This is a genomic window from Parvularcula sp. LCG005, from assembly GCF_032930845.1.
In the GTDB taxonomy this organism is placed as follows: Bacteria; Pseudomonadota; Alphaproteobacteria; order Caulobacterales; family Parvularculaceae; genus Parvularcula.
This window is the reverse complement of sequence record NZ_CP136758.1, coordinates 1802675-1825322: the sequence shown is the minus strand read 5'-3', so window position 1 is coordinate 1825322 and position 22648 is coordinate 1802675. Positions and strand designations below refer to the sequence as shown.

The following is a 22648-nucleotide window of genomic DNA, read 5'->3' as shown; positions in this document are numbered from 1 at the left end:
GGACGGATCATGGCATTTCTTGAGCTCAAAAACGTCTCTAAGGTCTACGGCGAAGGCACAGGTCAGACCGACGTCCTCCGCGACATCAACCTGGAAGTCGATGAGGGGGAGTTTGTCGCCATCGTCGGTTTTTCCGGCAGCGGCAAGACAACCCTCATTTCGATGATCGCAGGCCTGACCGCGCCAACATCGGGTGAAATCGTTTGTGGCGGTGAACCTGTCACCGGCGCTTCCCGCAAGCGTGGTGTCGTGTTCCAAAGCTACTCGCTGATGCCGTGGTTCTCGGTCACGCAGAATGTGCGCCTGGCCGTCGATGCGGTGTTTCCGCACTGGTCGTGGAAGAAGCGGGCAGATCAGGCGTCGAAATACGTCAAGATGGTTGGTCTGGGCCATGCCGTGGGCCGTCGGCCTGCGGAGCTTTCGGGCGGCATGCGACAGCGTGTGAACGTCGCCCGGGCGCTGGCGATTGAGCCCGAAGTGCTGCTCCTCGATGAGCCGCTGTCAGCACTTGACGCACTGACGCGCGCCAACCTCCAGGATGAAATCGCCGACATCTGCCAGCGCGAAAAGAAGACCACGGTCCTTATCACAAATGACGTGGACGAAGCGATCCTTTTGGCTGATCGGATCATCCCGCTTAATCCTGGACCCGGTGCAACCCTTGGCCCGTCCTTCACGGTCGACATCCCACGCCCGCGCGACAGAACCGCGATGAACCACAATGAAGAGTTCATCAGACTCCGCCGCGACGTGACCGCCTATTTGATGAAGGTTGGCATGGAGCAGAAGGAGGAAGGCGGCGATGACCGGGTTCTTCCGTTCATGGTGCCGACCACGCAAACCTCCGGCGGGATCAAGAGCGGTCGGAAGGAAGCGGCGGAAATGACCCGTGCGGGGCGTGAAGCGCAGCAGACGGGCAAAGAGCCTGATCTGCCGGAGGCCGTGAAATCGGCAGCGAGTGATCCGAAGATCGGTGATGACCGCTATCTTGAGTTCTACAAGGTCGAGAAGGTTTACCCAACGCCCAAAGGGCCGTTGACGGTGGTGGAGGACTTTAATCTCACTCTGCGCAAGGGCGAGTTTATCTCGCTGATCGGGCATTCCGGATGCGGGAAGTCGACGGTTCTCACCATGACGGCCGGGCTCAACTCGATTTCCGGCGGCGGTATTGTCCTGGATGGAAAAGAGATTTCAGGGGCCGGTCCTGACCGTGGTGTCGTGTTCCAAGCGCCCAGTCTATTCCCTTGGCTTACCGCGTATCAAAACGTCTCGCTGGGCGTGGAAAGAGTTTATCCGCACGCAACGCGGCGCGAGCGCCGTGAGGTCACCGAGTACTACCTTTCGAAGGTTGGTCTTGTGGACGCGATGCATAAGCGCGCCAGCGAACTGTCCAACGGCATGCAACAACGGGTGGGGATCGCGAGAGCCTTTGCGCTTTCGCCGAAGCTTCTCCTTCTCGATGAGCCGTTCGGCATGCTTGATTCGCTCACGCGGTGGGAGCTGCAAGAGGTCCTGATGGATGTCTGGAAGCGGACTCAGGTGACGGCCATCTGCGTGACACATGACGTGGACGAAGCAATTCTACTCGCCGACCGGGTTATCATGATGACAAACGGGCCGAATGCTACGGTTGGCAAGATCATGGAAGTCAACTTGCCCCGACCCCGGACGCGGAAGGAGCTTCTGTCCCACCCGGATTATTATCATTATCGCGAGCAGCTTCTCACTTTCCTCGAGGAATACGAGACTCACCACCGCGCTGCCTAAGTCTTCTGGTGCTGCGTTCGCAGCACCGTTCTCCACGCAGGACGATCCGCTGGGAGATGCTTTCCGGGAGCAACGGCGTTCCCTCTTCATCAGCACCATTTTGAACGGGGAACACCAATGATCCGAACCATGAAACACGCCCTTATCACTTCCACCGCCGCCCTTGCCGTGGGTCTTTCCATGGCCAACGCCCAGGAAGTCACAGGTCTTTCGAAAGCCTTGTCCGAGGCAAAGCCGATCCTGGCAGTTCGACTCCGTTACGAAGGCGTGGACCAGGCCGGCTTTGACGATAATGCCACGGCGCTGACCTCACGCGTGTCGGCAGGCTTTGAGACTGGCAGCATTTCAAACACGAAGCTGCTGGTCGACTTCGACTATGTCGAATCGTATATTAGCGAGTACAATTCAACGATCAATGGTGACACAGAGTATCCCGTGGTGCCCGATCCGGAGGTGACGGAACTCAACCGGTTGCAGCTGACGAACACGTCGATCGAAGATACGGCGATCACCATTGGCCGTCAGCGGATCAAACTCGATGACGATCGTTTTGTCGGTAATGTTGGATGGCGTCAGAACGAGCAGACCTTCGATGCTCTCCGCGTGGTCAATAAGAGCGTCGAAGGCCTGACGGTCGATGTGTCCTATGTGAACCAGGTCAACCGGATCTTCGGCGACGACTCGCCGATGGGGCGGTGGGATAGCAATTCCGTTCTGGCGAACGCGCAATTCAAGGTCCCGGCCGAAGGCGTTGACCTGACGCTGACGGGCTTTGCGTATCTGTTGGATTTTGAAGACGACGCGCCGGCTGCTTCTTCGCAGACCTATGGCGTGGCAGCTGCGTTGAAGAATGGTCCCCTCACGTTCAAGGCTCGCTATGCCAAGCAGTCAGACTACGCTGAGCAACCAGTTGAGTTTGATGCCGACTACTACGATGTGTCCGTCTCTTTCGCGAAAGACGGATTTGAAGGCAAAATCGGGTATGAGGTCCTGGGAAGCGATGATGGGGTGAAGGCGTTCTCGACGCCGCTCGCAACGCTCCATGCCTTCAATGGCTTCGCGGATCTGTTCCTCGGCACACCAGCAGCAGGCCTAGAAGACTTGTACGGAACGATCTCTATTACCAAGAAGAAAGTAGGCGCGGCTGACCTCATCAAGGTGTTCGGTACAGTGCACGACTTTTCATCAAACGAGGGCGGTGCGGACTACGGAACCGAGTTTGACGCCGTCGCCTTGGCGAAGTTTGGCAAGACCACGTTCCTCGTGAAGTATGCCGATTACCAGGCGGATGAGTTCGCCGGCGACCGGCAAAAAATGTGGGCGGAAGTAAGCTGGGCCTACTAAAGCCGCCCGAAGAAAATGACTTGAACCTGGCCGCCGATTTCGGCGGCCATTTTTTTTGGCTCCCGCTTGATCAACGCGTTTGACGCGGCGTAGGGGCGAAGCAGGCTCGAGTCCTGATCGGCCTGGGGGGTTACACGGAGCGACCCCTGATCATCGATAAAACATGAACCGCGCAGGTAGGTTTCGCGCGGCCCATTCGCAGGCAGCGCCGTCGTCAATAGGGCTCTTGCGGTGGGTAACGTTTGTCTAGCGTCACCCAGCAAAGTCGCGACGAGAGGTTTTGCGAATAAGAGCGCGCAGGTAATGGCCGATGCGGGGTTTCCCGGAAGGCCGAGAATCTGCCGGTTCACGGACGTTCCGTACCATGTGGGCTTGCCGGGTTTGACCGCGACCTTTTCGAACAGAAGGTCATAGCGGGTACGCGCGACCTCCTTCATGTGATCGTAGTCGCCCACCGATGCACCGCCGATCGGGATCACCACATCATAGTCGCGAGCAGCGTCAAACATGGTTTTGATCGCGTTCTGATTGTCTTCCGCGATACCGAGAAAATCGACGCTTGCGCCGAACGTCCGAAGGAGCGGGGCGAGGGCGAAAGGCGCGGAATTCACAATGGCACCAGTTGGGAGGGGCGACCCCGGCGGGTGCAGCTCGTCGCCATTGGCAATGAGCGCCACCCGCGGACACCGCGTGACCAACACGGAATCGACGTTGGCTGCGGCGATCAACCCTGCGAGCGCCGCGTCGATCATGGTCCCCGCGCTGGCGATCGGGTCACCGCGTCGGAAATCGCCGCCTTCTGGTCTGATGTTTCGTGGCTCAGGCTGGCGAGAGGTGAGAGTGATCGTATCGCCGGTCCGCTCAACATGCTCCTGAATGATCACGTGGTTGGCGCCGGCCGGCACGACACTGCCGGTGTAAAGGCGGACGCAGTCGCCACCCGAAACCGCACCTGAAAAGGGGCGGCCCGCCGGGGCCTCGCCAATGACGCGAAAAGTCTGTCCCTCGGTACACGGACCGGTCCAGCAAATCGCATATCCATCCATGGCCGAGACGGACGCGGGCGGTTGCGATACCCGTGCATGCACATCCTCTCGCAAGACGCGGCCGGGCGCCTCGGTCAGAGGCACCCCCTCGGTTTCGAGACTCTTCGCTGTCGTAGCGATCGTCGCCACGGCCTCGTCAACGCTGATCATGATTGCGATCCCGGCTTTCGCGCCCTAACCTTCAGTCGCGAAAGACTAGAGGAGCAGGGGCGATGGGTAAAGAACCGATTGGGGTCATCTTCGCCGGCGGCAAAGGGGAACGCCTCGGGCTCGGCCCGAAAGCGGATGTGTTGCTGGACGGTAAGCCGCTGCTGACGCATATCGCTGAGCGTCTTGCCCCTCAGTGTAAAGAGATACTGGTCAGTGCCCGCCCGTCGCAGTCGGTCCCCGGCGACCATGCGGTGATCCCCGATATCGAGGCCGACGCCGATGCAGGGATCATGGTCGGCATCATCTCTGCCGTGCGGTGGATGACTGCCCATCGGCCGGGCCAAAGTTTCGTCACGGCGCCGGTCGACACCCCGTTCTTGCCTGACGATTATGTCGGGCGGCTGAGTGCGGATCCCGCGCGTCCTGCGGTCGTCCATTCGACCAACCGAGTTCACGGACTGTCCGCTTATTTTCCCGCCTCGTCCTTCGCGGCGATCGAGGAGGTCTGGGTCAGCGGGGAGCGCATGGTGCGGGCCCTGCATGAGCGCATCAGGTCCCGTGCGGTTGTCCTGGGAGACGGGCAGGAAGACGTGTTCCTCAACATCAATACCCAAGAGGACTTGAAGGCCGCCGCGGCGCTGATGTCGCGCCGCTGATTCTGCGAAGACAACAGCCCATAATTGTTGCGCGTCCCCGCATTCTGTGCGACTATTCACCGGCGCAACGTTCGCGCCCACGCGCTTTTCGACGGTGAAAAGCGGGTTTGAGACCGGGAAATCGGTCCGAAACCTTCTCCCATTTTTTCCGTCATCGCGGCTTTGTCCGCGACTATAGCGCGAGGGGTCATGTCCCAATCAACGCCCAAAAAACGTCTGGTCATCATCGGCAACGGGATGGCGCCGGGCCGGATGCTCGACCACCTGTTCGGCGAAGAGCCCGACGCGTTCGACGTGACGATTTTTAACGCTGAACCGCGTGTGAACTACGACCGGATCATGCTGTCCCCCGTATTGTCCGGGGAGAAGCGGTACGAAGATATCATCATCCATAACGATGATTGGTATACCGATCATGGCATCACACTCCATCGCGGGAAGCGCGTCGAGAAGATTGATCGCGCGGCCAAGCGCGTGACCGCCCTCGACGGGACGACTGCTGACTATGACGCCCTCGTCATCGCGACTGGCTCGTCGCCATTCATCATTCCCGTTCCCGGCCACGACCTGCCTGGCGTTCTGACCTATCGCGACCTCGACGACGTCGAGCAGATGCTCAAGATTGCTGAGGGCGGCGGCCATGCCGTCGTCATCGGTGGGGGGCTCTTGGGGCTCGAAGCGGCAGCCGGGCTGAAGATGCAGGGCATGGAGGTGACCGTTGTCCACCTTGCGCCCACCCTGATGGAGCGACAGCTTGATGAGGCTGCCGGACACCTTCTGAAGCAGGAACTTCTTCGCCGCGGCATCAATGTGATGACCGGGGCCAACACGAAGGAAATCCTTGGAACTGAGGAAGTCGGGGGCGTCCGGCTAGAGGACGGAACGGTCATCCCCGCGCGGATGGTCTGCATGGCGGTCGGCATCCGGCCGAGCGCGGGTCTCGCGAAGGAAGCGGGACTGGACGTCGAGCGCGGTATCGTCGTCGACGACAACATGCGGACGTCGGATCCGTCGATCTTTGCCCTGGGCGAGTGTGCGCAGCACCGGGGCCAATGCTACGGCCTCGTTGCGCCGCTCTATGAAATGGCGAAGGTGGTCGCCGCGCAACTTTGCCGTCGATGCGATCAATCCTATGGCGGATCAGTGACGGCAACCAAGCTCAAGGTGACGGGTGTCGATCTTTACTCAGCCGGTGATTTCGCGGAGGGGGAAGGGCGCGAGGAGATCGTGTTCCGTGACGCGGCCAAGGGCGTCTACAAGCGCCTTGTGCTGGAAGACAACAGGATCGTCGGCGCGGTGATGTACGGCGATACCGGCGACGGGCCGTGGTTCTTTCAGCAGTTGAAGGACAAGGCGGATATCTCCGACATGCGGGACACCCTGATTTTCGGGCCCGCCTTCGCCGGAGGGGCCGCTCTGGACCCTATGGCGGCCGTTGCAGCGTTGCCCGATGAGATGGAAATCTGTGGCTGTAACGGCGTTTGTAAAGGGCAGATCACGGGCGCAATCGTGAAAAAAGGGCTCAGCTCCGTCGACGATGTCCGTGCCCATACCAAAGCCTCCGCGTCGTGCGGCACGTGTACCGGTCTGGTCGAACAGCTACTGGCCATGACCCTGGGCGATGCTTTCGATGCCTCTGCCGTGAAGCCAGTCTGCGGGTGTACGGATTTTGGCCATGACGAGGTGCGCCGCGTCATTGTCGCGCAGGAACTGAAGTCCATGCAGGCGGTCATGCAGGCGCTCGAGTGGAAGACGTCCTGCGGCTGTGCGAAGTGTCGGCCAGCCCTCAATTACTATCTGCTGTGCGCCTGGCCGGGTGAGTATGTCGATGATGGGCAGTCCCGTTTCATCAACGAGCGCGTGCATGCCAACATTCAGAAAGACGGGACGTACTCCGTGGTCCCCCGAATGTGGGGCGGCATGACGACCGCGGCGGAGCTGCGCGCCATCGCCGACGTGGTCGATAAGTACCAAATACCGACGGTCAAATGCACCGGCGGGTCGCGAATCGACATGCTGGGCGTGAAGAAGGAAGATCTTCCGTCGGTCTGGGCCGATCTCAATGCCGCCGGTCTCGTCTCCGGTCATGCGTATGCGAAGGGGTTGAGGACGGTTAAGTCCTGCGTCGGGACGGATTGGTGCCGCTTCGGGACGCAGGACTCAACCGGTCTCGCCGTGAAGCTAGAGAAATTCCTCTGGGGGTCATGGACGCCGCACAAGGTCAAGCTCGGCGTGTCAGGATGCCCGCGCAACTGTGCCGAAGCAACGTGCAAGGACATTGGGGTCGTCTGCGTCGACAGCGGCTATGAGATTCATTTCGCCGGCGCTGCCGGGATGCACGTCAAAGGAACGGAAGTTCTTTGCACGGTCGGGACGGAGGAGGAGGCGATCGAGTATATCGGCGCCCTCATGCAGATGTATCGGGAGCAAGCCTGGTATCTCGACCGGCTCTACAAGTGGGCGGACAAGGTCGGTCTCGACTATATCCGCGACACACTGATGAATGATGGCGACGCCCGCCGCGGCTATTTCGACCGCTTCGTTTATTCGCAGCAATTCATGCAGACCGATCCCTGGGCAGAGCGTGCGGCGGGCAAGGATGCCCACGAATTCACCGCGCTGGAGCCTGCACTTCGTCTGGAGGTCGTGTGATGTCGAACGACCAACCCTTGTGGACGGATGTATGTGCGCTGGAAGATATTCCTCGACGCGGCGCGCGCGTGGTGAAAACCCAAAGTGGATGCGTGGCGTTATTCAGATCCGTGGATGACGGTGTGTTCGCCCTCGATGATCGGTGTCCCCACAAGGGGGGGCCGCTTAGCCAGGGGATCGTCCATGACCGGTCGGTGACGTGCCCTCTTCACAACTGGGTCTTCAGCCTGGAGACCGGCGAAGCGAAGGGCGCCGATACCGGAATTGTCCAGACCTATCCCGCCGAAGTCCGCGCCGGGCGTGTGCATCTCGATCTTCGTCGTCTCGCGGCAAAGGTCGCTTGAGCCGTGGATGGCAGTAATCATCCAGCCGTCCGGACGACCTGCCCCTATTGCGGGGTCGGGTGCGGTGTTCTGGCGACCCCGACGGGTCGGACCTCTCTTCGCGTGGAAGGGGATCCGGATCACCCCGCGAATTTCGGGAAGCTGTGCTCCAAGGGGGGAGCACTCGCTGAGACGATGGGACTCGCCGGGCGTCTTCTCTATCCGGAGATTGCCGGCGAGCGCGTACCTTGGGACCGGGCGATCGCAAAGATCGCCGACGGCTTCGCCGCTGCTATCCGAGATCATGGGCCCGATAGCGTCGCGTTCTACGTGTCCGGACAGATCCTGACGGAAGACTATTACGTCGCGAACAAGCTGATGAAGGGTTTCATCGGGTCGGCGAATATCGACACCAACTCGCGGCTCTGCATGGCATCGTCGGTGGCGGGTCATAAACGGGCATTCGGAAGCGATACCGTTCCGGGGACGTATGAAGACCTAGAGCTTGCTGATCTGGTCATTCTCGTCGGCTCGAACCTTGCCTGGTGTCACCCCATACTCTATCAACGTCTTGCTGCGGCACGGCAGCGGCGAGGGACAAACGTGGTGGTGGTCGATCCGCGCCGCACCGCAAGCTGTGACATCGCCGATCTGCACCTCGCGATCAGGCCGCAAACCGATGTCGAACTCTTCAATGGGCTCTTCCGAGATCTGGACGGTCGGGCCTGCCGTGACGAGGTGTTCATCGCAAACCATACCGCTGGGGTCGACACAGTCCGTAGTGCCACTGATGAAATGACCATGGCGCGGACGGCCGAGGTGTGCGGTCTTTCTGAGCGCGACCTCGCCACATTTTACGATTTGTTTGCCCGGACGGACCGTACGGTCACAGTCTATTCACAGGGCGTCAATCAGGCGGCGAACGGCACCGATAAGGTCAACGCCATCCTCAATTGCCACCTGCTGACCGGGCGTGTTGGCAAGCCCGGCGCGTCGCCTTTCTCCGTCACCGGACAACCGAACGCGATGGGTGGCCGGGAGGTCGGAGGGCTCTCCAATCAGCTTGCGGCGCATATGGAAATCGGCAACCGGGAGCATGAAGAGCGTGTCCAGCGATTCTGGGCGTCGCCGCGGATGGCGACAAAGCCGGGCCTGAAAGCGGTCGATCTGTTCGATGCTGTGGCCGAAGGGCGGATCAAGGCGCTATGGATCATGGCGACCAACCCGGTCGTCAGCCTTCCAAATGCGGATCGTGTGAAGCGGGGCCTGGCCGACTGTCCCCTGGTGGTGGTCTCAGACATCGTTCGCGACACCGATACAGCGCGGCTCGCGGATGTGCTGCTTCCCTCGACGGGATGGGGGGAAAAAGACGGGACCGTCACGAATTCCGAACGCCGGATTTCTCGGCAGCGCGCGGTGCTACCGCCGCCGGGCGAGGCGCGCCACGACTGGCAGCAGCTTTGCGACGTCGCGTCTGCGATGGGGTGGGCCGCGCCCTTTGCCTATGGGTCGCCGGCCCAAATCTTCGTTGAATACGCCGCGCTGACCGCCTTTGAGAATGACGGGACTCGCGATCTTGATCTGGGCGGTCTCGCTCACCTGTCGGCGACCGACTACGACACTCTTGCACCTACGCAGTGGCCCATCCCCGCCGGTCGATCTTCCCGGGCACGCATTTTCGATGATGGACGCTTTTACACCGATGATGCACGTGCCCGGTTCATCGCATCGGCGGCGCCCGCACCGCAAGCGGATGATGGTTTCGTTTTGAACACCGGGCGCATCCGAGATCACTGGCATACGCTGACCCGCACCGGTCGGGCGCCGCGCCTGTGGCGCCACATTGCCGAGCCTTTCGTCGAAGTCCATCCTGAAGATGCCCTGAAGATCGGCGTGCGAGATGCCGACCTCGCTCGGCTGTCCAATGCGTTGGGCGACGTGATTGCGCGGGTCGTCGTGACCGACCGGACGCCTAAGGGCAGCGTATTCGTGCCCATGCACTGGACAGGGGAAGTCTCTTCCCACGGTCGGGTCGATGCGCTGGTGGCGCCGGTGACCGATCCGATCTCCGGTCAACCGGCTTCCAAGGCCTCTCGCGTCGAGATCGAGCGCTACAAAGCGAAATGGTACGGCTTCGTTGCCGGTGTCTCCGTGTTGCTGCCAAGCCGCGGGTACTGGGCCAAATCGGTCATTGAGGGCGGCGCGCAATGCGAGTGGGCGGGCAAGGGGCCTGTGCCGACCCGGGATGAGATCGTCGCGCTCATTGGCTACGCACCGGAGCAGGGGGACGTTCTTGCCATGTTCGATGGGGCAACGAAGCACCGCATCGCCGTCTTCGAAAATGACCGGCTCGTTGGCGCGGCGTTCTTCGATCGCGAGCCGGTCGCTGTGTCTCGCGCGTGGCTGACGGGCCTCATCGGCACGGAGATGGATGAGGCGGACAGGCTGTCCGTGCTCGCAGGTCGTCCGGGTAAGGATAGACCTGATCCTGGTCCGACCGTGTGTTCGTGCATGAATGTCGGCGCGAATGAGATCATGGCCGCTTGCCGGGGCGGCGCGCTCTCGGTTGAGGCGGTCGCCGCCTGCACAGGCGCCGGAACCAATTGTGGGTCATGCCGCCCTGAAATTGCGCGAATGCTGGAGGCTGAAGATGCAGCGTAGACCCGAGAACCAAGCGGTGAAGGCCATCCAGCCCTTGTCCGTATTGCCCGTGTTTTTCGATCTTCACGGCAAGACGGTCCTTGTTGCCGGGGAGGGTGAGGGTCTTGAATGGAAGAAAGAGCTCCTGACGGCCGCCGGTGCGACCTTGCGCGACGCCGGCGTCGATGGACCGTTTGACCCGCGGTCTTTCGAGGGTGTCAGCCTGGCGCTGGGTGACTTTGACTGTGACGCCGGAGCGAACGCGTTCTACAACGCGGCAAAGGGCGCGGGGGTACCGTGCAATGTGATCGACAAGCCAGCGTTTTGCGATTTTCAGTTCGGCTCGATCGTCAACCGGTCGCCGGTCGTCGTTTCGATTTCGACCGCCGGAGCTTCGCCGATCCTCGGGCAGGCGATCCGTCAGCGGATCGAAACGCTGTTGCCATCGGGCATAGCCGACTGGGCGGCGGCGGCCAAAACGCTGCGCGGCGAACTGGCCCGACGGATTCCGGACAAGTCGGCCCGGCGTGCCGTGTGGGAACGATTTGCGCGTGCCGCTTTCTTCCGTCCTGCCGAAGAGGCGGGGCCCCTCCTGATGATGTCAGACCCGATGAAAGACACAGACTCCGGCAAGGTCACCCTCGTTGGCGCCGGTCCGGGCGACGCCGAGCTTCTCACCCTCAAGGCCCTCCGTGCACTGCAATCCGCCGATGTCATCCTGTTCGACGATCTGGTCTCTGATGAGGTGCTTGATCTTGCGCGTCGGGAGGCAAAGCGGCTGTTGGTTGGCAAACGGGGCGGGCGTGCGTCGTGCCGCCAGGAGGACATCAACAATACGATGCTGAAGCTCGCGCAGCAGGGACGTCGCGTGGTGCGCCTTAAATCCGGCGATCCGATGATTTTCGGGCGTGCCGGCGAGGAAATCGCGTTCCTCGAGAAGGCCGGGATTCCCGTCGACATCGTACCGGGCATCACTACGGCGCTGGCGGCGGCGGCCCAGTTTGGCGTCTCGTTGACCCACCGCGATTGTGCGCAGGGGGTGAAGTTTATCACGGCCCATAGCCGTCGGGGCATTTTGCCGGATCTCGACTGGCGCGCCTGCGCCGATCCAGCGACGACGCTAATCGTTTATATGGGTGCCAAGACGGCTCCCGAGCTGGCGGCGCGCCTGATTGACGAGGGGCTAGACCCGGCAACACCCGTCGGCGTGGCCCAGGGGGTCGCCCGGGCTGATGGGCGGGCGTGGACGACCTGCCTTTCCGCCCTCCTGACGGATGAGATTGAAAGAGACCTTCCCGTGATGATCGGCATTGGTGAGGTTTTCCGACAGGCGCGTACCGGTGCGATGGCGGCGCCTGCTGAGATCGCTGCCTAGGAGGAGAAATCGTACTTTCCCTTGACCTCCAGCCACGCTGCAGCGCACAATATTTTGACAAGCCATGCCTTGAGCCAGCGATTTTTATGCAGCCTGACCCAGTCCCAAACGCAGTCGAAGCGCCGCTGATCGTCCTGCTGGTCGACAGCGACCCAGCAAGAGCGCGCATCGTGGAAGAGGGCTTGGCGGGCAAGGCGGTGGTTCGGCAGGCGAACGATACATCGGCAGTCGCGCTCCTCGATAAGATTGCGGAACTGCAGCCAGACGTGATCATCATCGACTGTGAATCCCCGGATCGCGATACGCTGGAAAACCTCAGGATCGTGGCGCGCGAGAATCCCAAGCCGATCGTCATGTTCGTCGAGGATGACGATGGCACCCTCGCCAAAGAGGCCGTTCAGGCGGGGGTGAGCGGCTATGTGGTCGACGGGCTCTCAAAGCAGCGCGTTGGTCCCATCATCGAGATCGCGATTGAGCGGTTCCGGATGGTCGATAGTTTGTGGAAGGAGCTTCAGCGATCCAAGGACGATCTCGAGGCGCGCAAGCTCATCGAGCGCGCCAAAGGCGTGCTCATGGAAAAACGCGGCATGTCTGAAAGCGACGCCTACAAGGCCATGCGGGACGTCTCGATGAAATCGGGCAAGCCGCTCAAGACTATTGCGGAGGAGCTGCTGTCCGTCTCTGCGCTGCTCGGTAAGGATAGCGCGTTATGACCGACAAGATCCGTCTGGGGTTCATCCCGCTTTCCGACGCGTCTCCGCTGGTTCTCGCCAAGGAGATGGGGCTATTCGCCGATGAGGGTCTCGACGTTGAACTGCGCAAGGAGCGTTCCTGGGCGCTGATCCGTGATAAGGTAGCCTACGGAGAGCTCGACGGCGCTCATATGCTTGCGCCGATGGTTGTCGCATCAGCCTTTGGGCTTGCTCCTATCCCGACCAGTTTCGCGACGGGGTTTGCGTTCAACCTCAATGGCAATGGTATCACCGTATCCAATCGCTTGTATGAGGAGATTAGTCGTCTCCGCCCATTCGAGCCCGGCAGACCGCCAACGGCGGAGGGCTTGCGGATGGTGGCGTCCGAACGCTTCAGGGCAGGCAAACCGCCGTTGACCCTCGCGATGGTGTATCCGTTCTCCGCGCACAATTACCTCTTGCGCTATTGGCTTGCCGATGCCGGTCTGCACCCGGACCGGGACGTGCGCCTGATTGTTGTGCCTCCGCCAGAAATGGTCCGGGCCTGCGAAGCGGGAGAAATCGACGGATATTGCGTCGGGGAGCCTTGGAACACGGTCGCGGTTGATCGAGGAGTGGGGAGGCAGATCCTCTTCGGTCGTGATATCTGGTCGGCAGCGCCGGAAAAGGTCCTTGGTGTCCGCAGGGACTGGCTCGACGAACACCATGATACCCATCAGGCGCTTCTGCGGGCCTTGTTGAAGGCGGTGCAGCTCTTGAAGACGTCGGACGGCCAACGCGCGGCCGCCGAGCTGTTGGCCCTGCCTGAATATGTTGCGCAACCCGCTGAGCTGATTTTGCCATCGTTGAGCGGCAACGCCGTTCAGCCTACCTCTGGTGAACGGATCGCAGTGCCTGACTATACCGTGTACGACGCAGGCACCGCCAGTTTTCCCTGGTTGTCCAAGGCGGCTTGGCTGGCCGTGCAAATGGTGCGGTGGGGACAGCTCAAGTCTGCGGGGGACGTGCTGACGACGCTGCGCCCTGCTTTCCGAACTGATCTCTTCCGACTGGCCGCAAATGCGCTAAATATTGCGGTGCCTGATCAGGACATCCAGGTTGAGGGCGGGACGGAGACGAACCGGTTGCTCGACCGATCCGTCTTCCACAGCGCGAGCCCGATGATCTACCTCGAGCAATTTGCCCGACACAGCGTTCGCGAGCCGTTGGACGAAGTGTTCTCAGCCTGAGTGAGCTCTCGCGCGCGGGTAACGGCTCTAGGACGGTGGCGTCTACAACTGGTATTTAATCTCCCAGTCTTTCGGGAAATCTATATGCGATTGGTTCTTATCGCCGGTCGCACAGACGGCAGTCGTGGTTCTTCGGCTTCGTGAATAATTTGGAAAAGGACATCATTGTGCTGGCTCGGACTGTGCCACAAATCGGCCCGGGACTGTGCTACAAATTTCGTCTCGACATGTGTATATCGTTGATTTATATTAGGAAAAATTTCGTTTCTAGGCCCGTCACTCGCGCCACAACCGTTGGTTGTGAAATTGTGACGTCCCCTTGATGGGAACTTTTCCAACTCATTCTGACACGAAATGATCAGGACACCGATCGGTGCCCTTTCTGTTCGTCGCATGATGCCGATGAGTGGGCGTTGGTTTCGGTCTACCGCCACAAGCTTACCTTTTGTCCGTTCGATGTTGAACGGCATCGGCCTGTCCTGAGGCGAGCGCGGCGCTGCCCCCAATTCCATTTGAAAATGTCTCTGGGCTAACTTCGAGCAGTGCACCCGAATACGCGCAATGCGATGCCCGGATAAGCGGACTCAGGTATCCGTGGGTCCGTTCAACGATCAGGGATGTTCATCCAACAGATCAATGAGGGGGTGACGCCACGAGGTGCCAGTTTCATCAACGTGACCGAGCGAGGGATACAAGTGATGACCACGGGCGACGTCCATCCGAACGGCTTCCAGCAGGCCGAGGCCGACCACAGGATTGCCAATCATCTTTCAATGCTTGCGAGCTATGTCCGGCTCACTGGTGGCGAGCTTGCCCGGCGTGACCCTGGTCCTGACGTCAAGGATCTTTCCCGACTTCTCGAAGCAATCGTCGCGCAAATTACGGTGATCTCTCAGCTCCATCGATTGCTTTCGTCAGAAGGGATGCAGAGCTCCGTCGATCTCGGTCACCATTTGGGTCTGGTTTGCTCGGCGCTCGGGTCTGGCCTTGCCGGAGAAATTGTCATCGTTCGGCGGCTTGCGGAAGATTGCAGGCTCGCGCCGCATCGTTTGCTTCCTACGGCACAGATCGTCGCCGAAATCATTACCAATGCGATCAAATTCAGTGGGCGGCCGAGCCAGTCATGCAGGATTGAAGTCAGCTGCAGCAGGGATGCTGGCGGGACCGTCCGGGTCGAGATCAATGATAATGGTCCCGGCTTGCCGACCGCCACTTCAGGCAAGGCGACGTCAGGCACAGGCTCGCGCGTTGTGCGGGGACTGGTCGATCAGATTGGTGGGACGATCGATTACCGTTCTACGAACCAGGGGCTGTCCGTAGGCCTATCGATCCCTCCGCAAGGCACAGGTGCCTGCCATTTTTGACCTGCGAGTGGGCAGGGGGGGCAAGTTCGGATCACACAAGAACTTTTGTAGTCGAGAAAATAAGAAGGTCGAATGTTGAATAAAACGACATGAAATAAAAAGAATATATATAATTATTTGCATTGTTTATCGGAAAACGATCTCCACTTATAGTTCATAGATGTGAAAATAAATATAGGAGAAGGCGATGTTTGGATTCTCAGGCGGAGAGCCGCAAGTAGTGGTCGAGCGGAAGACGGGATATCGGGCGGGTGCCAAGGCGAGATGGCCGTTCCTGACCATGATCGACCTCGGCTCCATCAAGACGGCCGGACAGCTGCAAAACATGATCAAGATCCGGTCGGGCATTTCCGACGAACAGGCCAAGACCGATACCGCATTTTGGATGCGCGGGAAGGATTTTACGTCGGAAGGGTCAAACAATGACGAGTCCCGATAAATTTCGTGCCGAAGAGGCCCGACAGCTCGACGATCAGATGTTGAAAGATCGCTATGGCGTCGTGCGAACAACGGTGGACCACTTCCACGTAGGATCTTATCGCTACACGTCGCTCAAAGATGCCATTGCCGAAAGCAGACGACGCTCCGCGTGAAGCAAATAGGGCCGGTGTGGGTCTAGTAGGACCATGTGTTTGGTGGGCGGATGAAAATGCTGTTCGATCTCACCACAAATGAGAATGGCCGCTCTGCACTATCCGCTATTATCCGATATGGGAATTTCCGCGGTTGAGCGTCCTTGGCGCGGAAAACGGCCTAAAGCAACACCGGATCTTCCTGATCAAGATAGCCGGGATCGAATTCAGCGAGCTTAATCAATCCGTCTATGTCATTAAAAGTCACGTGTCCTTCGCGGAAGGTGACGAGGCCTCGCTCCCTCAGTTTGCGCAGGACCCGGTTGACGTGCACGGCGCTCAGTCCAAGAGCATCTGCGAGGTGATACTGCGTCAACGGACAATCGTATCCCTGTTTGGTTCCCAGCCCAACGAGCGACAGACGACTTGCCAGTTCGAGGAGAAAATGCGCCATACGGGCGTCCGCGTCACGACACCCCAAATTGACGAGATGCTCGACAACCATCGCTTCGTCCCGCGATGCCGCCCAGAATACGGCTGTCGCCAGTCGCGGCGTATCAGAAAACGCCGCCAAGAGGTCTTTCGCATGGACCTGAGCGGCTTGAATATCGGTCACAGCCTCAAAGCTGTGGTCTGATGTCCGCAGGAGCACGCTCCGAAGTCCGAGAAAGTCTCCTGGGATCTGAAAATCAACGATCTGACGCGATCCGTCGGGCTGCAGCTTGTAAGAGCACACCCAGCCAGACGAGAGAATATAGGCTGTGTGCTTGGACTGACCTTGCTGGACCAGATCCTTGCCTGAAGCGAAGTCGGTCCGCCGACGCTCAAAGCCGTCCAGAACAAGAAGCTCAGCCTCGTTCAAGCGAACGAAGTTCGAGAGTTTTCGGGCAAGTGGGCTCCTGGCGTTCATCTGACGTCTCCCGTGCAGTACACACTAGCAGAGAATATCATCCTCGGGCTGCTTTGGATCAGTCCGGTCCCTTCCACTCTCAGTCACAGTAGGCGGGTGCACCGCCGGGCCTTCGATCCGCCGGCTGCCCTTGGAAAGGACCATCACAGTGTCGAGATCACCCCATATAGAGGGCGTTGCGGCGCTGACGATCTGTGAAGCGCTGCTTCTTGCGTTGAACGATCACGGTGTCCTTCCCGAAGACGAGATCCTGGGGGTTTTGAGAGATGCCGCCGCGGCCCATGAACAGCCTCCTACGAAAAATGATCCGGAGCTCCACAAGGCGGTCGCCGACCTGATCAGAGCTATTATTGCGGGCGGCAATTCCGTCCGCCGCCCATGAGGCTCGACATCGCCGGAACCTCAGTACGGGAACTCAAAGGCAACGATTTGCAGGCTGAAGGCGCAAAGCACCGTGGTCGAAGGCAAAGTATCAAAGCCTGCATGCTGTCGCAGATCGAGTGGCGACAATGCTTTCTCGCTTTCAGGGGGTGGGAGCCACTACGGGCGGTATACTGCTGCCGGCGGGATCGTGAAGCTAATCGGCCAGACCGTTTCGTGTTGATTGGGCGCGAGGAGCTCGAGCCCGCAACACTTGGGACCCACACGTAAACCAAGGTGAACGGAACAAACTCTGGAGGTCCGCAAGGCCAGGCGGCTTTAGTTGCCCCACCGACCGTCAAGAGAGAGCAGGCAGTTTGCTTGAATAGTCAGTTTCACGACGTCTCGTCAAAAAATCTGACTCTGTTTCCGTTCGCAAACGAATGATCTCCCTGGCCGGCCGTCGCCGACAGGCCGGGGCCTTTTCAGACAGGACGGCGAGCAGCAGGAGAAGTGCGATATGAGAGATAAACGCAGCGCCATTGGACTGATCACAGCTCTGACCCTGATCATGTTCACCGTTCAGGGCACGCTTAACGGCGCAGCAGCACAGGCGGGAAGCGAGCAGACCCCAATGAATGCGACTGAGCGCCAGTACGGCCCAGGCTGGGAGTGCGACAGCGGATTTCGTAATGACGGGAAGGGGTGTGTTCGGATCGAGGTTCCAGAGAATGCCTATCTTTCCGGGCGGGGGTATGGTCGTGGTTGGGAATGTTCCAGGGGCTTTGAGGAGGACGGCAACGCCTGCGCCCCAATTCCGATCCCCGACGATGCGTATTTGGAGGCGTTCGGATCAAGGTGGGCATGCGACCGTGGATACGCGCGACGCCGCAATATCTGCGAACTGATCGACGTTCCCGCAAACGGATTTCTTTCCGACGACGAAAATGGTGATGGATGGTCCTGCGAACGCGGCTTCAAGGCGACGGGGTCGGTATGTCAGAAAATCAGTGCACCGCAGAATGCCTATATCGTTGATGCCACCTACCGCACTGGATGGAAGTGCGATCGAGGGTATCGCGTCGAAAATGAGACTTGCATCCGCATCGAACTGCCCGAGTTGGCCCACCTTGATCATTCGGGGAACGATTGGGAATGCCATCGCCCCTTCAGGCGCGCTGGAGACGAGTGTCGCGTTAATGACTAGGCCATGGGCGGTAACCCCTGCGGTCCGAGACCGATGAGCCGCAACCATCAATCTTGAAGGACATGCTGAAATGAGCCACCTCGACGACATCCTGCTATCGACGGTCCGCATCGGCACCTATGATATCGATCGACTCCTGACGAGCGCGACAGGTTTTTTCTATGAGCACCGTGGCCGCCTCTTTCTTGTGACAGCCAATCATGTTGTGCACGATGCAGCGAGCGGCCATCGACCGAGCCGTCTGGTGATCGATCTTCATACGGACCAGAAGAATTTAACGTCTGCCGCAGGTCTGTCGATCCCCCTTTACATCAAGGGTGCCAGCATATGGCGAGGGGCGAGAGATAGCGGCGGCGATGTCGATGTGGCGGTGATCGAAATTGATCGGATGGCAATGCCTGAGAATGCAATGTACAGGACGTTTTCCGAGGTGAATATGCCAAACGAGGAGACCGTGATCAAAGTCGGGTCAACGCTCCTCACTGTGGGCTATCCCTTGGGCTTTCATGATCAGCTGCACCTCCTGCCCGTCGTACGACAGGCCGGTCTTGCCTCGGCCTACGGGGTCAGATTTCAGGGCCTTGGCTATTTCCTCGTCGATGCGCGGACTCATCGCGGGATCAGTGGCGCACCCGTTGTAATGCGAATGTGCGGAGACGGCGACATCGAGAACTATAAGCTCCTCGGCGTCCACGCTTCACGTCTTGAAGCGGCATCACGCGACCCGAAACTTGATGAGGTCCTGGGTCTCAATGCCGTGTGGTATGCCGATGTCCTCAACATGCTGACTTAAAAACGCGCCACCGCCAATTATCAGAATACCGCACCTTTTCCTGCGAACTTTCCGCGCCCTGGAGACGCACTCAGCGTCGGGAAGGCAGGCAAGTTTTTCCGATACGATCTGCCGGAACGCACTGACCAAGGTTAGTACGTGTGAGGGCGCCTCAGTGCATGGTCGCCCCACAACCGGGCCGGAAAGAAACCATAGCTGCTCGGTCGCATCCAAGACTGTGTGCGCGTGACGGCACGGGGCCGGAACGTGGTCTCCGTATAAGGAATAGAGAGACAATGGCCAACAAAGCGCGACGCGGAAATAAAGAAGCGAAGAAACCGAAAAGGCGCCTGCCGGGCCGGAACCGGTAGATACGTCGAAACCGATCAATGTCTTCAAGCCGGTGCCTCAGCCGAAAAAGAGCAAGTGATCGAACAGATCATCTTCCGCCGACAGCGCGCCCCTTCGGTCTTCGACGTGTCACAACACAATCAAATATCCTGTGCGTTGCGATTAAAGAAGCAGATCTCAAAAAGGCATATTCAGATGAATACGATCAAAAAATATATGTTTCTCATTCCTGGGTGCATTGCCTTGTCCGGCTGCGCTTACGGCGTGGGGGACAGAAGCTACGGTGACCAACTCAAAGACCAGGGTGGAGAGACCAGCGCCATCGGCAAGGATTGGAACGATGGCGAGACTGCGATGAAGCGAGGTGAGGAACTGATCCGCAGCGGTGATCGCCAAATCCGTGAGGGGCAGGAGGATCGTCGCCGTGGCGAAGCGATGGTGCGAGAAGGGGAGGCCGCCAAACGCAATGCAGAGCGTGCAATGGAACTTCGCGAACTCTCGTCAGGCTCCGAACTCGTCGAATAGGGCTATGGGCTGGACGCCGAATGGTTTGAAAGTCGCATATTCGACTGAACAAGCGACACCGGACTGTTATTCGCGAGGTGGCCAGCCCTCATTTTCAGCGCGACGGATTGAATTGATTTGTGTACGCAAGAGAGGCGGCTTGTCTTCTGCGTTCTGAGGGCAGGTTGAGGAGAGATCCCGCTCGATCGCAGCAGCCAGATCGCCGGGATCGATGCGCCAACGCGTTGCCAGTTCGGCGCCTCCAGCCGCCCTTTCGGCGAAAAGTACCGTCGAGATGGCTATGAAGGCGATAAATGAAGCGCTTTCGATTGCCGTCTCATGGGTCTCGACCGTGTACACACCTGCGGGAAGCTCGTATTCGACCCCGCCCAGTCTGAAAGCACGCCGGAAGGCGATTTTTCGTCTGGTCACTCTGTTCAAATTCATTTCGGGTATCCTTTGCGAGGGGTGCGATCCAGAGGACGTCGAACAAGCCCCTGCGTGAGGGGCTCCAAAAGCAAAACTCAAATTCAGTGACCTGCGTCGTCAGCATCAACGCTATTGATGCGTAATCATCCGTATATACTGCAAAATCGGCGACGCTTGTCCTCGCTTGAGACCTTCTCGATGGAAGCGCTGGCATTGTCTTGAGCGCAGCAATTGCGAGGCAATCACGAATTATCTGAGTTATCGTCTTTGTGCGATCGAGCAGACTTCGCCCTATATACGCATAAATCAATCAAACGGTCCGTACACTAACGTCGATCAGTGCCGTGCGCCGCCGCATGTGGCAAAAGTGGACACATACCTGGAACTGTTCCGGGTATCTCCGGGAAAACGGCTTCAACTGTCAGCTCTCAGCGTCGAGTTCGATGAGCAGAGTGATGTCGTTTTCGCGAATGTCCTGAAAGGACCATTTTATGTCATCGGAAAAAACAAATTCAAACGCCGAAGAAAAAATGCAGGCAGTGAAAGCGACTTGGGACAAAGCCCCTGCGGGGCCGAAAAAAGACGAGGCTTTCAAGCATTACTCTGCCGCAGAGAAAGCTCACAAAGCCAACGACAACAAGCTGTGCATGACCGAGCTGAATGCAGCTGAAAAAGCGCTCAACTAGGCGTTTGGACGGCTCATCAAGATCAAGTCGTAGACCTTGGGGGAGAGGGATATGACTTGCGCGCGTTGGCTGGTCACAAATATCGGGCGACCTGCCCCCGCCTGGTGATCTGCCAGCGCGCGACCCCACAAACTGACCAGATCTTATTTGATCGAGTTCGATAATTTTCCAATTTACTGGAGGCCAATATGGCGAGTATTAAAAAAGCGATGATGCTTGGCGTATTGTCGATGCCTCTTTCGCAATCTGCTCTTGCAGCGACGCTCGTGGCGTCGACCGGCGGGACCTATAGTGTTCAGTCTGACAGTCTGTTCTTTGGCGTTGCCTCGTCAGAACTGGGCGGTGCTGGGATGTATGTTGTTGATTTTCGTAACCCTGGTGGCACCGTCCTCGCAAAGGCACAGGCTGCTGTGACCAGTGCGGCGGTTGAAACACTCTTCACCGACCTCTCGATCAGTTGGGTGGACGGCCGGTTCAACAACACACTTGTCCAGGTTGCTGGTGTGGATACGTTGATGACGGAGTTTTCGGATGGCTTCCAGTTTCAGCGTCTGGTGTTCGGGTGGTCAGACTCTGTTCCCGGTACGGCCTTTGGTTTCGATGTTGAGACGATGGCCGTCCCCGTACCCATTCCTGGTGCCATCCCATTGTTTCTGGTGGGTATTGCAAGCGTCGCGCTCGCACGTCGCCGCATTGGATTGCAAGGGTCCGTCCGAAGCGTCTCTGCTACCGTCTGAGAAGGAGAGCCACTTGCCATAGATCTCCGCGCGCTCCGCTGCCGATCTTAGCCAAGAGGTTCGAACTCACCGCGTTCGATCGTAGCCGTTTAACGAGCGCGCCGGCGACGACGGAGTGCAGCAAATAGGCCGAGCCCCGCTCCCATCAGCGGCAGCGCAGCCGGAACGGGCACTGCGGCCGGCGTGCCATAGATTTCTAGCGTTCGGTCAAACTTGATGAAGTAACCCGTGGTGGAGGCGGACGCCTCGACATTGCTGATTGTCATGACCACTTCGGTGATCACAAAGGACGCAAGGTCAATACCATTTGTGCTGGCGTTGACAGTAACCAATGGGTTCGCAGAGCGGAAAAAACTGCTCTCGTATTGTCCCACTACGCTTACAGCCGATGGTGTGCCACCGATGTTGCGGCCTATGGTAAGATAAATCAACTGGCTATCCCCATCCGTCAACGACTCGGCGAAAAGATCGAACGCGGCGCCCGATGACGCGCGCAGCGTCGTGTCTTCTGTGATCAGCGTACCGGCAAAGAGTACGAATGACGGGTCGAAAGCCTCAGAGTAGGAAAAGCTCGTGCTGGGTATAGACAGGGTGATAAAAAACCCGCCATCGTTCGAGCCAGCATCGCTCGCAGCGCCTTCGCCGATCGCGTCGAGCTTTAAGAGCAGTGCCGCATGGGCCTGGCCCATCGCGAACACCAGCGCAACTGCTCCGAAGATAATGTTTTTCATGCTGTAGTCCCCCAAACTATCATATGTTAGCGTGGGCCTTGAGGCTGGAATGTCAATAAAATTCGTTGATAAGCGAAACGGTCACCCAGACGGCATTTTCCGCAGAGGACGGTCGGTATTCACGAAAATGGCCCCCAGACAGGGTCTTCAT

22 protein-coding genes are annotated in these 22648 nt (G+C 59.0%); 18 read left to right on the top strand and 4 right to left on the bottom strand.

The features are described 5' to 3' along the window. The first annotated feature begins 9 nt into the window (after positions 1–9). Both RUI03_RS08570 and RUI03_RS08565 read left to right on the top strand, forming a co-directional pair. Complete coding sequence (locus RUI03_RS08570; protein WP_317287043.1) at positions 10–1767, top strand: nitrate ABC transporter ATP-binding protein; 1758 nt, start codon at positions 10–12, stop codon at positions 1765–1767. A gap of 129 nt (positions 1768–1896) precedes the next feature. Beyond that, positions 1897–3111: a hypothetical protein gene (locus RUI03_RS08565; RefSeq protein ID WP_317287042.1), complete on the top strand. Its 1215-nt coding sequence runs from the start codon at positions 1897–1899 to the stop codon at positions 3109–3111. Here the strand turns inward: RUI03_RS08565 and RUI03_RS08560 are convergent. After that, positions 3108–4307, bottom strand: coding sequence for a molybdopterin molybdotransferase MoeA (locus RUI03_RS08560; RefSeq protein WP_317287041.1), 1200 nt, complete (start codon positions 4305–4307; stop codon positions 3108–3110). The two genes, RUI03_RS08565 and RUI03_RS08560, sit on opposite strands and share 4 nt — an antisense overlap. Positions 4308–4369: 62 nt before the next feature. Here RUI03_RS08560 and RUI03_RS08555 point away from each other — a divergent pair, with 62 nt between their 5' ends. The 10 genes from RUI03_RS08555 to RUI03_RS08510 all read left to right on the top strand — a co-directional run bounded on the left by RUI03_RS08555 (position 4370) and on the right by RUI03_RS08510 (position 15831). After that, positions 4370–4963 carry a molybdenum cofactor guanylyltransferase gene (locus RUI03_RS08555; protein ID WP_317287040.1) on the top strand — a complete coding sequence of 198 codons (594 nt, stop codon included), beginning with the start codon at positions 4370–4372 and terminating at the stop codon, positions 4961–4963. Between the two features lie 189 nt (positions 4964–5152). Then, positions 5153–7615, top strand: a complete 2463-nt coding sequence (gene nirB, locus RUI03_RS08550) for a nitrite reductase large subunit NirB (RefSeq protein WP_317287039.1) — start codon at positions 5153–5155, stop codon at positions 7613–7615. Next, a complete protein-coding gene (nirD, locus tag RUI03_RS08545) occupies positions 7615–7959 on the top strand; it encodes a nitrite reductase small subunit NirD (RefSeq protein ID WP_317287038.1) in 345 nt (114 codons plus the stop codon). Before nirB ends, nirD begins: the two co-directional genes overlap by 1 nt. Positions 7960–7962: 3 nt before the next feature. Beyond that, positions 7963–10599, top strand: coding sequence for a molybdopterin-dependent oxidoreductase (locus RUI03_RS08540; protein ID WP_317287037.1), 2637 nt, complete (start codon positions 7963–7965; stop codon positions 10597–10599). Further along, entirely contained in the window at positions 10589–11953 is a 1365-nt protein-coding gene (cysG, locus tag RUI03_RS08535; RefSeq protein ID WP_317287036.1) for a siroheme synthase CysG, read from the top strand. The genes RUI03_RS08540 and cysG overlap by 11 nt, the downstream gene beginning before the upstream one ends. Positions 11954–12039: 86 nt before the next feature. After that, the gene (locus RUI03_RS08530; RefSeq protein ID WP_317287035.1) at positions 12040–12666 is read left to right on the top strand and encodes an ANTAR domain-containing response regulator; all 627 of its coding nucleotides are present in this window, start codon (positions 12040–12042) and stop codon (positions 12664–12666) included. Next, positions 12663–13874 (top strand): CmpA/NrtA family ABC transporter substrate-binding protein, encoded by a 1212-nt coding sequence (locus tag RUI03_RS08525; RefSeq protein WP_317287034.1) that lies wholly within the window; start codon positions 12663–12665, stop codon positions 13872–13874. The genes RUI03_RS08530 and RUI03_RS08525 overlap by 4 nt, the downstream gene beginning before the upstream one ends. Before the next feature lie 698 nt (positions 13875–14572). Beyond that, the gene (locus RUI03_RS08520; protein WP_317287033.1) at positions 14573–15238 is read left to right on the top strand and encodes a sensor histidine kinase; all 666 of its coding nucleotides are present in this window, start codon (positions 14573–14575) and stop codon (positions 15236–15238) included. Between the two features lie 187 nt (positions 15239–15425). Further along, complete coding sequence (locus tag RUI03_RS08515; RefSeq protein WP_317287032.1) at positions 15426–15677, top strand: hypothetical protein; 252 nt, start codon at positions 15426–15428, stop codon at positions 15675–15677. After that, on the top strand, positions 15661–15831 hold the full coding sequence (locus tag RUI03_RS08510) for a hypothetical protein (protein WP_317287031.1): 171 nt from the start codon (positions 15661–15663) through the stop codon (positions 15829–15831). The genes RUI03_RS08515 and RUI03_RS08510 overlap by 17 nt, the downstream gene beginning before the upstream one ends. Before the next feature lie 160 nt (positions 15832–15991). On the opposite strand, the gene RUI03_RS08505 is transcribed toward RUI03_RS08510, so the two are convergent. Beyond that, complete coding sequence (locus RUI03_RS08505; RefSeq protein WP_317287030.1) at positions 15992–16720, bottom strand: Crp/Fnr family transcriptional regulator; 729 nt, start codon at positions 16718–16720, stop codon at positions 15992–15994. 148 nt (positions 16721–16868) lie between these two features. Here RUI03_RS08505 and RUI03_RS08500 point away from each other — a divergent pair, with 148 nt between their 5' ends. The 4 genes from RUI03_RS08500 to RUI03_RS08485 all read left to right on the top strand — a co-directional run bounded on the left by RUI03_RS08500 (position 16869) and on the right by RUI03_RS08485 (position 19935). After that, a complete protein-coding gene (locus tag RUI03_RS08500) occupies positions 16869–17102 on the top strand; it encodes a hypothetical protein (protein ID WP_317287029.1) in 234 nt (77 codons plus the stop codon). 498 nt (positions 17103–17600) lie between these two features. Continuing rightward, positions 17601–18287 (top strand): hypothetical protein, encoded by a 687-nt coding sequence (locus tag RUI03_RS08495; protein WP_317287028.1) that lies wholly within the window; start codon positions 17601–17603, stop codon positions 18285–18287. 70 nt (positions 18288–18357) lie between these two features. After that, complete coding sequence (locus tag RUI03_RS08490) at positions 18358–19080, top strand: trypsin-like peptidase domain-containing protein (protein ID WP_317287027.1); 723 nt, start codon at positions 18358–18360, stop codon at positions 19078–19080. A gap of 405 nt (positions 19081–19485) precedes the next feature. After that, complete coding sequence (locus RUI03_RS08485; protein WP_317287026.1) at positions 19486–19935, top strand: hypothetical protein; 450 nt, start codon at positions 19486–19488, stop codon at positions 19933–19935. A gap of 66 nt (positions 19936–20001) precedes the next feature. On the opposite strand, the gene RUI03_RS08480 is transcribed toward RUI03_RS08485, so the two are convergent. Further along, positions 20002–20361, bottom strand: coding sequence for a hypothetical protein (locus RUI03_RS08480; protein WP_317287025.1), 360 nt, complete (start codon positions 20359–20361; stop codon positions 20002–20004). 473 nt (positions 20362–20834) lie between these two features. Between RUI03_RS08480 and RUI03_RS08475 the strand changes: the two genes are divergently transcribed. Then, positions 20835–21029 (top strand): hypothetical protein, encoded by a 195-nt coding sequence (locus RUI03_RS08475; RefSeq protein ID WP_317287024.1) that lies wholly within the window; start codon positions 20835–20837, stop codon positions 21027–21029. 188 nt (positions 21030–21217) lie between these two features. Beyond that, positions 21218–21766: a hypothetical protein gene (locus RUI03_RS08470; protein ID WP_317287023.1), complete on the top strand. Its 549-nt coding sequence runs from the start codon at positions 21218–21220 to the stop codon at positions 21764–21766. An 89-nt stretch (positions 21767–21855) separates the two neighbouring features. Here RUI03_RS08470 and RUI03_RS08465 read toward each other — a convergent pair whose 3' ends face one another. Continuing rightward, positions 21856–22497 (bottom strand): PEP-CTERM sorting domain-containing protein, encoded by a 642-nt coding sequence (locus tag RUI03_RS08465; protein ID WP_317287022.1) that lies wholly within the window; start codon positions 22495–22497, stop codon positions 21856–21858. Positions 22498–22648 lie beyond the last annotated feature (151 nt).